Raw genomic sequence first — 15400 nt, forward strand, 5'->3', positions numbered from 1 at the left:
GCTCAAGGTTATGATAAGAAATCTTAAGATTATCGTTCTAACGTTTAGCGTAATTTAAGCTATTTGTCTTTTAGGCAACGAACAGGTTGTCTTTCACGAAACGAAAAGAACAAAAAGCCCCTTAACATCGAAAGCTCGATAGAAGGGGCTTCGTCTATGTCTTAGCAATGAGCTTCTAAGTCAATTAAAAAGCAGCTAAGTCAATTTAGGTGTTTGAGCTTTGAATCAAACACGACCTTGCAGAGGAATGATCGTCACTGTCTCGCCAACTTTCACAGTATCAACTGCTGGAGAGATTTCGATTAAGCAGTTCGCTTCACTCATTGAACGCAGAATACCTGAACCTTGCTTGCCCGTTGTTTTCACTTCAAGCACGCCAGATTCATTCATCGAGAACACACCACGGCTAAATTCAGTACGGCCTTGGCGTGAGCGCAGTTGTTCAGTTGCTACAGCATTTGCTTTTACTGGTGTCCAGTTCGTTTGACCTTGAAGCTTACGGATCGCAGGCTCAACAAAGTTAATGAACGACACCATCACAGCAACAGGGTTACCCGGTAAACCAAAGAACGGCTTGTTCTCAATCTTACCGTAAGCCAATGGGCGACCTGGACGCATGTTGATACGCCAGAAGTTGATTTCACCCAGTTTATCTAACGCAAGCTTGATGTAATCCGCATCACCAACAGACACACCACCAGAAGTCAAAACCATATCGGTTTCAAGCGACGCAGAATGCAGCACATCCATCATCTTCTGCTCATCATCTTCAATGATGCCGTAATCGACGATGTCACAGCCGAGCTTTTGAAGCATGCCGATAATAGTAAAACGATTTGAGTCATAGATAGAGTTTGGTTTTTGCTCGTGCCCCGGCGCTTGAACTTCATCACCCGTAGAGAACACACCCACTTTCACTTTACGCAGAACAGGGCAGGTACCAAAACCTAACGACGCCATCATGCCCATTTCTGGCGCTTCAATGCGTGTGCCACGTGTAAAGACAGGTTGGCCGATTTCTAAATCTTCACCTGCCATACGGACATTTTGTCCGACCGAGATTTTAGCATCAGGGAAGCTAACTTTATCGCCATCTCGGACGGCTTGTTCACGCATCACGACAACATCAACGCCTTCTGGCATTGGTGCGCCCGTCATGATCTTAACCGCTTCACCTTGTTGAACGATTTGCTCGTAGCTGTGACCCGCCATGACTTCAGCAACGATGTTGTAGCTGTCCAATTCTAGATCTTCACTACGAATTGCATAACCGTCCATTGCAGAGTTGGTATTCTGAGGAACGTTGATTGGCGAAATCACATCTTCAGCCAGCACACGGCCGTAGCCTTGCAGTAATTCAACACTCTCTGTGAGATCGAGTGCGTCAATGCTATCAACAATCTTTTGCTGACCTTGAGTAACGGTTAAACCTGCAGGAGAGAACGAATCACAACAAACAGCTGGCGCAGCGTCTTTTGAAGATGAGCATGACACTGCTTTGCCTGTTGTAGAGGCAAGGTCAAAGGACTGCGCGTAATTGATGATGAAATCACGAATCGCTTCTAAATCGCTGATCGCCATTTGTGGCAGTTCTGATTCAACTTGGCTGTCTGCCGCGATAGCAATAATGTTGTTATCGTTTGGATATAACCAAGGTTTGCCCACTTCATCTCGGTGCAGTTCAATTTTAGGGAAGGCGATGTTCTTACAGCCTTCAACCAAAATCAGATCAAGCGTGTTGGTATCAAATCGAGTCAGCAGGTAATCAAAATCGGCTTCGGCTTCTGGTGTTTCTGTCATCATCACGTGACGATTACGAGAAGCGATCAACATTTGGTTTGCGCCCGCTTTACGCAAGCGGTAACTGTCTTTACCCGGCTTATCGACATCAAAATCGTGGTGAGCATGTTTTAACACGCCAACTTTTAAACCCGCATCAGTCAACAGAGGAAGCAGGGCTTCAAGTACGGTCGTTTTGCCTGTACCGCTATAAGCAGCAAAGCCCAATAAAGGAAGGTTAGGGCGTTGTTTAGAATCTTTCATTATTGAAGCGTTCCGAATTGGGTGAGTTCTTCTGGCGTGTTGAGATTAACAAAGCAGTTAGGAGAATCGCTGAAATCAACGTATTCGGTAACACACTCTTTGTATAGCAAGATGATTTTACGGTCACCACGTTCCAAAAACGCTTCTAACTTTGGTAGAACACGTTTGTGGAATAGGGTGAATACAGGTTGCTTAAATTCGCCATCATGCGCGACAAGAATGTCACTGTCTTCTTTTACTGCAGAACAAAAACGCTCAACAAGGTCGTCACTGATTTGTGGGCTGTCGCAAGGGACAAAACCAACCCAGTCTGTGCTCGCGTTTTTAAGGCCAGCATGAATGCCACCCAACGGACCTGGGTAGTCAGGGAAAGAATCGGAAACAACCGGAGCAAATGCTTGGTAGCTGTCTAAGTTACGATTGGCATTGATAGTGATGCTGACATCTTGTTGTGACAGCTTGTTTATAACGTATTGAATAAGCGGAGAACCGTTGAGCTCAACGAGTCCTTTATCTTTTCCGCCCATACGGCTGGCCTGCCCGCCAGCCAAAATAACCCAACTAGTTTGCGTTGGAAGCAGCATAAATATTCTCTTGTGCTTTATCTTTCTTAATAACTTGAAAAAGCGGGGATTCGGTCAAAGTATTGTCTTTGATCCACCATTGCTTCTTACATAAGTCGGTTAACGCGTTAGTTTGGTGACTAGTGATGACTAAACTCGCGCCTCTTTGAAGAAGATCTTCGGCCATTATCACCAATCTTTCAATAGATTCTTTGTCTAAAGAGGCACTTGGTTCATCCATAAGCAAGATTGACGGCTTAAGAATCCAGGCTCGTGCCATTGCAACGCGTTGACGCTCACCACCAGACAACACAGAAATGTGTTCATCTGCCAAGGTTTCTAAACCTACCATTCTCAATGCATTAATTATTTGAGCTCGCTTATCTTTTTGGCTCTCTTTGTTAAAGCGAATGCCATAAGCGACATTTTGGTACACCGAACCATCAAAAAGATAGGGGGTTTGATGCAGGTAGATAATGTCTTTGAACTTGAGCCTAGGGAATAAGATCTGCTGCCAGCTTTGTGTCGGAGACTGAATGCGGCCAGAGCTGGGCTGAATCAATCCAGACAATATTTTAAGTAGGGTCGTTTTACCCACACCATTATCTCCTTTGAGATAAATGGCATCGTTGGGGCCGATCGACAATTCGGGAATATGGAACAAAACACGCTCTTTGTAGCGCATTGAAATTTGCTGCGTTGTTATTTTTATACTCATGACAGCGTTCCTAAGTTCTTAAATAGCCTTTTCCTCTCACACTGGAAAGGAAAAAGTTAAGGGCTAATGCCAATGCTAATAACACCATACCGAGGGCGACGCCTTGAGCGAATGCGCCTTTGTGGCTTTCCATAGCGATAGCTGTTGGGATGTTTCTTGTCATCCCCATAATGTTGCCACCGACCATCATTGAACAACCAACCTCAGTGACGATACGAGAGAAGGCAGCGATAGTTGCAGCTAAAAGAGGGAAGCGCGTTTCCCAAATTAACGTACACGCCACACGAGTCGTTGATACGCCAAGCGTGCGCGCGGTTTCTACCGCTCGGCGGTCACTGGCCTGCAGAGCGCCATGCATCATCGCAACTAGGATTGGGAAACAGATCAGCATCTGACCTAGAATCATCGCCTTTTGGGTGAACAGTAATTCCCAATCACCTAACGGGCCAGAGCGAGAGAGCATCATGTACATCAACAAACCGATAACCACGGTTGGGATAGCTTGCAGGGTGTTGATCACCGATAACAATGCCCACTTCCCGGGGAACTCGGTATAAGCCAATAAGAAAGCCATAAGGATTGCAGGAACAATCACTAATGAGATGGCGGACAAAGATACGCTGAAAGATACCGCGACGATTTTCCACAATTCGTGGTCAAAACTCACTAGTAGGTTCATTGCATCAATCGTTGTTTGCCATAGGGTCATGAAGTATCTCGTGTGAATCGATAATAGGTCTTTATCGGTAATGACTGATGTTAATCATAGCTGACCCAAACTATTTGAGTGTGTATTGGTCAGCGATTGCTCTTAAGCATGATTGTGTTTCTAAGCATGAATGTGTTGTTAAGCGTGAACGCTATTAAAGCGAGACAGCTTTATAGCGACCTGCTGTTAAACAAGATAGTTATTAAAGCGATATTGCTTAGGTGCTTCGTTAACTGTTTAGTTAAGCGTAGCGCTAATTGATTCGGGTTGAACCCTTAGCGCTACTTTTACTTACAGAAAACGACGGTTCACTTACAACAAACTATTCTGCGCTTGCAACAAACAGCTGTTTGCCATGCAGTTTAAAGTCGTTAATCAGTTTCTGACCTTTAGGGTTCACCAACCAATCACTGAATACTTTCGCTGCTTGATAGTTAATGCTTGGGTAGCGCTCTGGGTTAACAAGGATTACTTGGTAAGGGTTGAATAGGTTCTTGTCACCTTGGAAAAGGATTTTAAGATCCAGTTTGTTTTGGTAAGCCAACCATGTGCCACGGTCTGTCATGGTGTAGCCTTGCATCTCTGACGCCATGTTCAGAGTAGGGCCCATACCTTGACCAACACTGCGGTAACCACCAAAGTTTGGTTCAATTTTAGTTTGCGCCCAAATACCCATCTCTTTCTTATGAGTACCAGAGTCGTCGCCACGAGACACAAACGTCACGTTATTAGTCGCGATCGCTTTGAACACATCTGCCACTGCTTTTTGAGATTCAATTTTTGCAGGGTCGCTTTGTGGACCAACGATGACAAAGTCGTTATACATCAGCTTACGAGGTAAAACGCCGTAGCCTTTTTCTACGAAATTCGCTTCAGCTTTTGGTGCGTGAGTCATTACCAAATCAACATCACCATTTTCGCCCATGCGAAGTGATTTACCGGTACCCGCAGCTAGAACATCAACCTTGATACCAGAATCTTTTTCGAACTCAGGCAATAAGTAGTCCAGTAGACCAGAGTGATAAGTACTTGTGGTTGTCGCCAACTTAATATGAGTGGTGTCTTCCGCGCTGCTAGCCGTGTAACTGACGATAGATAGAGCTGCAATAGTTAGGGGAATTGCTTTCATTATTATTATGTCCATTCTGTTATAAATGAATGACATGCCTTCAATTTTAAAGGGCTCAAAGAGGGCATGTGCATAAGACGCTAATTGTTGTAATTAGAAATCTACACCTTATAAGCAATCTTAATGCCAACAAATAATGCATCAGATTTCATTAAATTGCTGTTATTTCGGACAAAACTGAGTCTTTTACCCCGTTAAAATGAATCAAAACATGAGCTAGGACAAAATGTCGCACATTGTCCCTGTTGGAGAAAAGGTTAATTGGTACACTCTGTCCCAACTTTTCTCACCGGCTAATCATTATGTCTTTACCTAGTTCATCTGCATCCAATCTCAACCCGAACACATTGACTCAGTATCAGGCCTTTTCCGTTTTGGTCGTCGATGATGAATTGGGTATGCAGGCTATCTTAAAGAAAGCACTAGGTAAGTTCTTTGGCAAGGTGTCGAGCGCAGGATCGGTTGAAGAGGCTGAAACGCTGCGTTCGAGCGAACATTTTGATCTGATTGTCCTTGATATCAACCTACCAGGCCGATCTGGCATTGAGTGGGAAGAGGCGTTTAACGACAACGACAAACGCGCCGATGTGATTTTCATGACGGGTTATGCCGATCTAGAGATGACCATATCCGCGCTTAAGCTTGGTGCTTCAGATTTTATTCTTAAGCCGTTCAACCTCGAACAGATGATACAAGCGGTTCTGCGTTGTATGGATAAGCGACTCGACCAAAGAATGCAGTACGCGTTGAAGCGTGATGTGAGTCGTCATATCAAGACTGAACTGATTGGCAATTCAGACAAGACCAAACAACTTAAATTGCTGATCAGTCAATTTGCACCGTCTCGAGCGTCCGTCTTGATAGAAGGTGAGTCGGGTACCGGCAAAGAGCTGGTTGCTCGTGGTGTACATGAAGCCAGTAAACGCACAGGTCCATTTGTGCCAATCAACTGTGGTGCGATTGCTCCAGAGCTTCTAGAAAGTGAACTGTTTGGACATACATCAGGCGCATTTACTGGTGCGAAGAAAAACCGTGAAGGTCTTTTCCGAGTCGCAAGTGGTGGCACCTTGTTCCTTGATGAAATTGGTGAAATGCCACTGCCAATGCAAGCTGCATTGCTACGCGTGTTAGAGCAAAGAACCATTCGTCCAGTCGGTAACGAAAAGGAAATTTCCGTTGACGTACGAGTGGTGGCGGCGACCAACCGAAATCTTCAAGAAGAGGTCGATAAAGGGCACTTCCGCCGCGATCTGTTCTACCGACTCAATGTACTTAAGATTGATGTGGTGCCATTGAGAGAGCGCCCGTCAGACCTGATTGAACTTGTTCCATACTTTACTCGTCTTTTATCGAGCGAGCTTGGCATGCCAGTTCCAAATTGGGCACATGAAGATATCTTGGCGTTGAACGAATACGAATGGCCGGGAAATATTCGTGAACTTAAAAACTTAGTCGAACGATGCATTCTTTTAGACAAGCCACCAGCACACTATTGGCGCGAGATTAATGGTGATCCTGTTCCCGCTAGCATTTCAGTGACGGTGTCACATGGTGCGGAAATGCCAAACTTGAATAATGCAGACGCTGCCGAGGGTTATCCAAACACTTGGACACTCAAAGAAGTAGAAAAATCTCATATAGAACAGCTGGTTAGTTTTCATGATGGCAATAAATCGGCAGCTGCAAGAGATCTTGGCGTCGCACGTAAAACGCTAGAGCGTAAGTACAAAGATTGGAACACAGAAGGCTCTGAATATGCCGATTAGACGTCGTTGGTGGTCAAAGTGGGCGTTCCGATTCAAAACCATGGTTCGCTACCGATTATTATTCCTAACATCAGCTCCGATCATTCTGACCTTGTGCGCGCTTGTGGCTATCACACTGTATTGGTCAATACGTTACACGTGGCAGGGCGCTCTGATTGATGTTGATGAACGCTTGGATGTTGCCGATAACAGTATTCACCTGATCCAAAATCAGCAAGCATACAACGTTCGTGCGTTCGCCGAGTCTTATAACTTTCGAACCAAACTCGCGAGTGATCTTTCACACGAAGAGCTAACTCGCTGGGTGTCTGAGAACAAATCTCGCTATGAGCTCGATTTTCTGCGCTGGCGCAGTGTCGAGAGCATGGAAAAGAAACTCGAATATCTAAACTTAACTCACAAGCCTTCATTTTTCAGTGTCTTAAGCCGTAATGAACTCAATTATCTCGATCGTGACCTCGCTAAAAAAGCGGAAGTTCCGATGCTCAACGGGCAAGAGGTCGAGACTCGCGGATTGGTAAGCCGAACCGTTGTATCCATCAAAGATGAACATGATCATGTGATTGGTTTTCTGGATGGTGGGATCTTACTGAATAACAGTACTCAACTTGTTGACCAAATCAGTAACCTTATCTATCCACAACGAGAAGGTTTTAATCGTCATATAGGAACGGTCACGGTTTTCCTTGATGATCTTCGTGTTAGCACCAACGTGCCTTTGAGCAGTGAAGACAGTGTAGGGCGCGCCATTGGTACACGTGTTTCTCACGAGGTTCACTCGAAAGTCTTGAATGAAGGTAAAGAGTGGCTAGATCGAGCGTATGTTTACGATGCTTGGTACATCACAGCTTACCAACCAATCCATGACCAGTTTAATAATGTGATTGGTATGCTTTACACCGGTTATTTGATTTGGCCGCTGATAGAAACGTACTTAACCAACCTTGGCGAAATTAGCATTACCATTGTGTTGCTTCTGTTGGCATCCGGTTTGATCGTTCACCGTGGCGCACGTGATCTTTTCAACCCAATCGAACGCATTCATAAAGTGGTGAAGCTAGTACAGATGGGGCAAGACAAGCGAATTGGTACGCTAGGTTTGGATGATCAACACGAACTGACACTGCTCGCTAAACAGTTCGATAAGATGTTGGATCTACTGCACGAGCGTAATCAAGAGATTCAACAAGCGGCGTCTGAACTAGAGTGCAAAGTGCATTCTCGTACCGCGAGTTTGAAAGAGAAAACTGAAGAACTTGAACTGCACATCAAGCTTCTCAATCAAGCCAGAGATAAGCTGGTGGTCAATGAAAAACTGGCCGCGTTAGGTGAATTAACGGCAGGTATTGCTCATGAGATCAATAACCCAACCGCCGTGATTCTTGGCAACGTTGAACTGATGAAGTTTGAACTGGGCGATGAAGTGAGCCGTGTAAATGAGGAAGTCCACGCGATCATGGAGCAGATTGACCGAATTCGAAATATCACACGAAGCCTGCTTCAATACAGCCGTCACGGCGGCGTACAAGACGAAATTACGTGGCAACATATCAACCCAATAGTGGATGAAAGTATTACGCTCGTAAAAACAGGTGCGAAGAAGAAAGGCATTGTGTACGTAACGCAGCTGAACGCTAAAACCTCAGTCGAGGTCAATCGAAACCAATTGCTACAGATTCTGGTTAACCTACAAATGAACGCGATTCATGCAATGGACGGTCAGGGCACGTTAACCATTTCGAGTGAAGACTGGGTTGAAAATGGTGTGTCTCATGGCGCTATCGTTCATGTTCAAGATGAAGGCTGCGGTATTAAGGAAGAACAACTGAAACGTATCTTCTCGCCTTTCTATACCACCAAACGAGATGGCACGGGCTTAGGGTTGTCAGTATCTCAGAGTATCTTGAGCCAAACTGGCGGCGAGATCCGAGTTGAATCTGAGGTAGGTAAGGGAAGTTGCTTTAGTATCTATCTTCAACAGAAAGCGACACCTCAATTGCTTGTATCAAACCTATAAGTTCTAAGAACTCATTCACTGATATTATCATCTGATAATATTTCTAACGCGCTTGGGCTATTACACGAACGTTTTAGCCCAAGCACGAAAATTCTGCACTACTAATATATCGCAAACCAAATCTCAACCTCTTTCGGTTTGACGAGCACCTCTTTTTGGTTATGTAGCACAGTGCATATCTTTTGATCTTGATGCATATCATCCGAACCGTACGAAATTTTGATACCTTGACCGAAATCCATAATCAAAACAAATAATAAAGTCAGTCAGCTATGAAATTAAGTAACGCGAATAACTTAGTCAGAGATCTGCAATCAGGCGTGACTGAAATAAGCCAAGTCGTTGGTGTGATTCGTGATGTATCAGAACAAACGAACTTGTTAGCGCTCAACGCAGAAATAGAAGCGGCACGTGCAGGAGAGCAAGGCAGAGGATTCGCAGTGGTTGCTGATGAAGTTCGAAATCTTGCTAGCCGCACTCAAAATTCAACTAACGAAGTGCAATCCACGATTGAGAAACTGACTCAACAAGCAGAACGTACCTTTGAGGCAATGCAAAGCAGTAACGAGAAGGTTGACCACAGCGTTGTCGCGTCTAACGAAACTCGCCAACAACTCGATGTGATTGTGAATGAACTGCATAACGCTAACGACATGGTCGCGCAGATCGCCGCGGCCTCGGAACAGCAAAGCACGGTAGCCACTGAAATGAGTGAAAGTGTCACTGGTATTCATCTCGCTGCAAATGAAGTGCTGCAGGCCTCACAATCGCTCGCAGAAGACAGTCAGAAAATGGCGAACACCACAGAGCACCTTACTGAGCAATTGAAATACTTTAAGGTTTAGCCTAAATACAACTGAGCTGAAGATAAAAAGCCCATAAAAAACACCTCCGCACTTGAGATAAGTTCGGAGGTGTTTTTATTTATGGTTAGTCATTTGCTATAAGAAACTAACGTCAAAAGCATCAAGCCTAATGCGCTGCCACTGAAATCTTCGGTGGGTTGATGTTGTGCTTCTTAAACTCTTTCATCACACGCAGGGTAATGTCGGTTTCAAACAGCTTCTCATACGCAGTATCCACAACATAAGCCTTACAGGTTAGCTGTATCGCTAGGTAGTTATCGGTAATCGTCTGTTTAACCAAAACCGTGACAGGCTTCGGTAAGTGGATGTAACGACTCGAAGACGCAGCTTCTTGAATTAAGTCACGGGCTAGGGTGATGTCTTCATCCATACCGACGTAAAACGGAATCACCACCTGCATGTCCAACGCACCGTAGTTACCACTGGTGGTCACTTCATTTAAGAACTTGTTGTTAGGAATGGTAATGATGTCATCGTTCAGCGTTCTCATTCGCACTGAACGCAAACCGATGGTAATGATATCTCCGTAGTTGCCTTCGAACGTGACGCGGTCACCAACTTGAAAGGGTCTATCAATCATTACCGTGATGCCCGCGATGAATGAAGCTGCCAAATCTTTAAGCGCAAAGCCGACTGACACGGCGAGGGTACCACCAATCAAAGCCAGTATTTGGTCGTTGATTCTAAAGCTCATCATGAACACGATAAGACCGGTGCTCACATAGATGAAGAACTGAGTAAACGACTGCAGTTTTTGTAGTAGCATTCGATATTGCACGAACTGACTACCAAAGCTGGTCACTAACGAGTTGATGAACTTAAGCAATAACCACATCGCAGCAATAACGATCATGGAGAAGAACACGCCGCTCCATCGCACAAGGCTCGCTATTTTAGAGATGTTTTCTACGTTAGCTAACTCTTCCGTCGCAAAGGTCGGGAAACTGACAGCACTTGCCAAGCCAACAAATAGTAGGATAAATAACTTCTTCATTTTACTTCACCAGTAGATGTTGACGGTCGAGAACGTTCGTAATATGGCGGAACCAGTGCTCAGAAATCCGAGCCTTTTCTTCATGCCAACCAATATAACCACGGCTTTCAAAGTAACGCAGAATCCCCGTTATCTCTGCCGTGCTCAGCTGTGTACATTCAGACAATACTTCCGGAGAAGCGATTTCCAGTTGTACGATAGAACGAAGCACAGCCAGCATAGGTTTCGGCATATTTTCCAGCTCCTGGGCTTCAGGAACATGGAACAGACGCACCACTGCTTGATCTGTCTCTTTGTTTCGGTTCAAAGAGAGTCGGAAGAAACGCAGCGCAACGGTAGGGTTGCCATCAGAATAGTGCCACAAAATTCGATAGAAACCTTGGCGTGCACGTTCTTCTTCACTCATATCATCTTGGTCCCATTGCTTAGGGACTACTAAACCATCAAAAGACAACGGCTTCTCAAGCTCCGTATTGATACGGCTATTTAGAAGTTCACCCACTTGTTTCTCTGTCCAACGCGGAAGGAAACACACCAAGTCAAACAGCAAACGTTCGCCACGCGCTCTATCCACAAATCGCCAGCTTGATTTGGCGATCGATATCACGACACGGTGGTTCTTTTTAGAACGACGCAGAAGGTTGGTCAAACGAATCAAATCAGACAGGCCACCGACCATTGGTTGCACCAGTCGTTGTGCGTTATCAATCGCGATAAGGTAAGTGGTATTGCTCTTACGAAGATGCGCTAATATTTGAATTTCAGTCGCTTCTTCGTCCAAGCCAATGCTCACGGCTAAATGCGCTAAAAGCTCTTGGTAACCCGCATAAGGGCAACTCACGTATACAGGCTCAGCGTTAGAGACTTTGTGCAGTAAGGTATATAGCAGCGTTGTCGCGCCGACACCACGTTCGCCAGACACAATACAGATAGCCGGGCTGTCTGACATTAAGTAGCGTGATAACTGCTTAATTTCATCTCCCGCGTAATCTATCAACGTACTGTCGATATTACCCGGAAGAATGTATTCATAGGTTTGATCGCCTTTGATTCGAACCAAGTTTTGCTGATTCTTATCAAGGTCAGACTGTTTAGCAACTTCAATTCTAAATAGATAAGCTAAGGCCTGGCTAAACAAAGTGTAATTGGATAGCAGGGCCATAATTCGATGTTGAAAGTTGTAAACACTCAACCACACGATGCCAATGGCCGTCGCCAATATATTAAGTAAGAAGGTATCCTTGCGGTTTACTGCCCAATTCACCCAAACCGGGCGATCAGAGATGTGTTGCAACGTATCGAAGACCTTCGCTCTCCATAGTCTGAGAACTGAGATCGTGACCAGCACAAACCAGAAAAACAGAGCGCTGTAAATCCAGCTGTAAATCGTACCTTTGCCTAGCGTAATACTTGATATCTGGAGAATCACACCCGCAACGATGAAGCTCCACACGTAACGACGAATAGTCGATAGGCGTAGTGCTATCACTTCTTGATTTGATGTACGACCTAAACGGTAGGCAAATTCCAAAATAAAGCTGATGGCAATCGAACCACCTAGAATCCACCAAGTGAAGATCTCCAGGAAAATCAAATGTTGAAGACTAGGGATACTAGAAAGCACTCTCAATGACAATGTGATGGCAATTAGCCAAGCAATCGCACGATCAGCGCGGCTGATATACCAAATCACGCGAACCAGAAAAGGAGGGTTCGTTTTCGCTTCAAGAAAGTTAATTCGAAACAGTTCAATCAAGCGGGTGCTGTTGGCAAGCCACCACACTAAACCGAAGTAGATGAATAACACTTTTAGTGAGGCACCAATCACTGGCACTGGCGAAATAAAGATGTCTTTAACAAGCGCTTTAAAGCTACGAATTTGGAAATAAACAAGATACTCAATGTTGAGCTTGGTTAATTCCCACTCTTGCTTAAATTGAGTTACGCCGTAGGGGCCAAAACCCGTTAGGCGCTCTTTATTAGCGGAATTCGTCTGCTCTAACAGGTGTTGCTTGCTCACATTCAAGCTATTCAAAGTGACGTAACTGGTTTGAACGGCAAACCATTGATCGGCGTCGTTGTTCGCTCTGTAGGCTTTTATCTGTTGCTCGAAGGTTTTGATTTCCTGCTTTTGAACTTGTAGCACTTCAGCGAGCAATATATTGACTTGGCGTCTGTCCGACGGTTCCATAAAGAGGGGGTCGGGTAACGAATCAATTCGATCATCGAGATCAACAGCAGAATCGGATACCTGCGGCTGAGATTGTAAGTCATATTCCAAGTTGGCATGACTAGGCCAAGAGAGAATGGCCAAAGTGAGGATTAAGAAGCGCGATAGTGAACGCATAAAAGTCTCTTAGAATTATGAGGTTAGGATTACTATAGTTAGATAATCTGACTTTGTGAAATCCAACCCCGTGTCGGGGGCGAGTACTTTATTCCTGTTTCGAGCGATTTTGTCATGAAATTGTCAGGGATTAGGCTAGTATTTGAGCATCTTTATTATGTCTTCTGTTGCGTTGATCGGGTTGGCTTTTACTGTGACCAATCAGCATACGATATATTCAATGGTTGGCATGATTTGGGACGTTATATACCGCCCATTATGGTGCGCTGTTCGATATTTTGTTTTTCCTTAAAATCGACGGTTTTACGGCGATAAATAGAAAACCAAAAATGTGAGTCAGTTCAAACTATGATTTGGCTAGGTTATCACTCACTTAATGGCCAGTAATTGCAATCAATACTTGCAGTTAAAGCCCTGAACAAGTAACGTTGCGGCGTTTTTCACATTAAAAAGGTAATGGCATTGATCTCCACAGCAAATATCACCCAACAATTCGGCGCTAAGCCACTTTTCGAAAATATTTCAGTTAAGTTCGGCGAAGGCAACCGCTACGGTTTAATCGGCGCGAATGGCTGTGGTAAATCGACGTTCATGAAGATCCTATCTGGTGAACTTGAGCCAAGTGCTGGTAACGTAAGCTACGATCCAAACGAGCGCGTTGCTAAGCTAAACCAAGACCAGTTTGCTTACGAAGAATTCACGGTAATCGACACGGTTATCATGGGTCACAAAGAGCTTTGGGCTATTAAGCAAGAGCGTGACCGCATTTACTCTTTGCCAGAAATGAGCGAAGAAGACGGCATGAAAGTGGCTGACCTTGAAGTTCAGTTCGCTGAAATGGACGGCTACATGGCAGAAGCTAAAGCTGGTGAGCTTCTTCTAGCGGTAGGTATTGAAGAATCAATGCACTTCGGTCTGATGAGCGAAGTAGCACCGGGTTGGAAACTTCGTGTTCTATTGTCTCAAGTACTGTTTGCAGACCCGCATATCATGCTTCTTGACGAACCAACGAACAACCTGGACATGGACACCATCAAGTGGTTGGAAGACACGCTAAACCAACGTAACTGCACAATGATCATCATTTCGCACGACCGTCACTTCCTAAACTCTGTTTGTACACACATGGCTGACCTTGATTACGGCGAACTTCGTCTATTCCCAGGTAACTACGATGAGTACATGACGGCTGCGACTCAAGCTCGTGAGCGTCTACTGTCTGACAACGCTAAGAAGAAAGCACAAATTGCTGAACTTCAAACGTTCGTATCTCGTTTCTCTGCTAACGCATCTAAAGCGAAGCAAGCAACGTCACGTGCTAAGCAGATCGATAAGATCCAACTAGACGAAGTTAAAGCGTCTAGCCGTCAAAACCCATTCATCCGTTTCGAACAGTCTAAAGAGCTATTCCGTAACGCACTTGTGGTTGAAAACCTATCTCAAGGTTTTGAAGAAGACCTATACAACAAGTTCGACGGTATTTTCGAAGTAGGTGAGCGTGTTGCTATCATCGGTGAGAACGGTGTGGGTAAAACAACACTACTTAACACACTAGCTGGCGCTCTTGAGCCTCGCACAGGTGAGTACAAGTGGTCTGAAAACTCAAACATCGGTTACTACGCTCAAGATCACGCACACGATTTCGAGACAGACATGAACTTGTTTGATTGGATGAGCCAATGGCGCCAAGAAGGCGAAGACGAGCAAGTTGTTCGTGGCTTCCTAGGTCGTATGCTATTTGGTCAAGACGACATTAAGAAATCTGTAAAGGTTATCTCTGGTGGTGAGCAAGGTCGTATGCTTCTTGGTAAGATCATGATGCATAAACCAAACATCCTGCTAATGGATGAGCCAACAAACCACATGGATATGGAATCTATCGAAGCGCTTAACTTGGCTCTTGAGAACTACAAAGGCACATTGTTCTTCGTATCTCACGACCGTGTATTCGTAGACTCGCTTGCAACTCGTATCCTTGAAATCAAAGATGGCAAGATCAACGATTTCCGCGGTACTTACGCTGAGTTCTTGAAAGCACGCGGCTAAGCTTTAAGTTAGCCTTAGTTTTCAACTCTATGCGTTGGAAATTAAGCTATAAATTGAAAATTAAAAACGCCGTCATACTAAAAAGCATGACGGCGTTTTTGTATCTAGCTAAGTTTCTATGTATTTATCCTTGATGGGTCACTAACTATTTACATCAGAACTTTACAATTAGAAGCGGTTAGTGAATCACCAATCAAACCTA

The 15400-nt window shown here is 44.7% G+C and carries 10 protein-coding genes and 1 pseudogene; 4 read left to right on the top strand and 7 right to left on the bottom strand.

Annotated elements, in window-relative coordinates; translation table 11 throughout:
* Window positions 1-225: 225 nt before the first annotated feature.
* From AB6E51_RS15590 to AB6E51_RS15610, 5 genes are all read right to left on the bottom strand, one after another.
* On the bottom strand, window positions 226-2043 hold the full coding sequence (locus AB6E51_RS15590; protein ID WP_065584419.1) for a bifunctional molybdopterin-guanine dinucleotide biosynthesis adaptor protein MobB/molybdopterin molybdotransferase MoeA: 1818 nt from the start codon (window positions 2041-2043) through the stop codon (window positions 226-228).
* The gene (mobA, locus tag AB6E51_RS15595) at window positions 2043-2627 is read right to left on the bottom strand and encodes a molybdenum cofactor guanylyltransferase MobA (RefSeq protein ID WP_004733776.1); all 585 of its coding nucleotides are present in this window, start codon (window positions 2625-2627) and stop codon (window positions 2043-2045) included. The genes AB6E51_RS15590 and mobA overlap by 1 nt, the downstream gene beginning before the upstream one ends.
* Complete coding sequence (locus AB6E51_RS15600; protein WP_371725352.1) at window positions 2605-3324, bottom strand: energy-coupling factor ABC transporter ATP-binding protein; 720 nt, start codon at window positions 3322-3324, stop codon at window positions 2605-2607. The genes mobA and AB6E51_RS15600 overlap by 23 nt, the downstream gene beginning before the upstream one ends.
* A 10-nt stretch (window positions 3325-3334) precedes the next feature.
* On the bottom strand, window positions 3335-4033 hold the full coding sequence (locus AB6E51_RS15605; RefSeq protein ID WP_017068184.1) for an ABC transporter permease: 699 nt from the start codon (window positions 4031-4033) through the stop codon (window positions 3335-3337).
* 322 nt (window positions 4034-4355) lie between these two features.
* Window positions 4356-5162 (bottom strand): substrate-binding domain-containing protein, encoded by an 807-nt coding sequence (locus tag AB6E51_RS15610; RefSeq protein ID WP_017059611.1) that lies wholly within the window; start codon window positions 5160-5162, stop codon window positions 4356-4358.
* A gap of 302 nt (window positions 5163-5464) precedes the next feature.
* On the opposite strand from AB6E51_RS15610, the gene AB6E51_RS15615 reads away from it, so the two are divergent.
* The 3 genes and pseudogenes from AB6E51_RS15615 to AB6E51_RS15625 all read left to right on the top strand — a co-directional run.
* Window positions 5465-6928, top strand: coding sequence for a sigma-54 dependent transcriptional regulator (locus AB6E51_RS15615; RefSeq protein WP_065584417.1), 1464 nt, complete (start codon window positions 5465-5467; stop codon window positions 6926-6928).
* Window positions 6918-8945: a cache domain-containing protein gene (locus tag AB6E51_RS15620; RefSeq protein WP_372058648.1), complete on the top strand. Its 2028-nt coding sequence runs from the start codon at window positions 6918-6920 to the stop codon at window positions 8943-8945. Before AB6E51_RS15615 ends, AB6E51_RS15620 begins: the two co-directional genes overlap by 11 nt.
* Before the next feature lie 281 nt (window positions 8946-9226).
* Window positions 9227-9790, top strand: a pseudogene (locus AB6E51_RS15625) (methyl-accepting chemotaxis protein); the annotation flags it as partial.
* 127 nt (window positions 9791-9917) lie between these two features.
* Here AB6E51_RS15625 and AB6E51_RS15630 read toward each other — a convergent pair.
* Complete coding sequence (locus tag AB6E51_RS15630) at window positions 9918-10805, bottom strand: mechanosensitive ion channel family protein (RefSeq protein WP_017063876.1); 888 nt, start codon at window positions 10803-10805, stop codon at window positions 9918-9920.
* A 1-nt stretch (window position 10806) separates the two neighbouring features.
* Window positions 10807-13152: an ATP-binding protein gene (locus tag AB6E51_RS15635; protein ID WP_102428858.1), complete on the bottom strand. Its 2346-nt coding sequence runs from the start codon at window positions 13150-13152 to the stop codon at window positions 10807-10809.
* Between the two features lie 462 nt (window positions 13153-13614).
* Here AB6E51_RS15635 and AB6E51_RS15640 point away from each other — a divergent pair, with 462 nt between their 5' ends.
* Window positions 13615-15198 (top strand): ABC-F family ATPase, encoded by a 1584-nt coding sequence (locus tag AB6E51_RS15640; protein WP_009846736.1) that lies wholly within the window; start codon window positions 13615-13617, stop codon window positions 15196-15198.
* The last annotated feature ends 202 nt before the right edge of the window (window positions 15199-15400 follow it).

Source organism: Vibrio sp. 10N.247.311.47 (genome assembly GCF_041467535.1).
GTDB classification, from domain to species: Bacteria; Pseudomonadota; Gammaproteobacteria; order Enterobacterales; family Vibrionaceae; genus Vibrio; species Vibrio crassostreae_C.

Excerpts from the sequence above, each read along its gene's own strand:
- AB6E51_RS15590 (WP_065584419.1), bottom strand. The coding sequence starts at position 2,043 with ATGAAAGATTCTAAACAACGCCCTAACCTTCCTTTATTGGGCTTTGCT.
- mobA (WP_004733776.1), bottom strand. The coding sequence starts at position 2,627 with ATGCTGCTTCCAACGCAAACTAGTTGGGTTATTTTGGCTGGCGGGCAG.
- AB6E51_RS15600 (WP_371725352.1), bottom strand. The coding sequence starts at position 3,324 with ATGAGTATAAAAATAACAACGCAGCAAATTTCAATGCGCTACAAAGAG.
- AB6E51_RS15605 (WP_017068184.1), bottom strand. The coding sequence starts at position 4,033 with ATGACCCTATGGCAAACAACGATTGATGCAATGAACCTACTAGTGAGT.
- AB6E51_RS15610 (WP_017059611.1), bottom strand. The coding sequence starts at position 5,162 with ATGAAAGCAATTCCCCTAACTATTGCAGCTCTATCTATCGTCAGTTAC.
- AB6E51_RS15615 (WP_065584417.1), top strand. The coding sequence starts at position 5,465 with ATGTCTTTACCTAGTTCATCTGCATCCAATCTCAACCCGAACACATTG.
- AB6E51_RS15620 (WP_372058648.1), top strand. The coding sequence starts at position 6,918 with ATGCCGATTAGACGTCGTTGGTGGTCAAAGTGGGCGTTCCGATTCAAA.
- AB6E51_RS15630 (WP_017063876.1), bottom strand. The coding sequence starts at position 10,805 with ATGAAGAAGTTATTTATCCTACTATTTGTTGGCTTGGCAAGTGCTGTC.
- AB6E51_RS15635 (WP_102428858.1), bottom strand. The coding sequence starts at position 13,152 with ATGCGTTCACTATCGCGCTTCTTAATCCTCACTTTGGCCATTCTCTCT.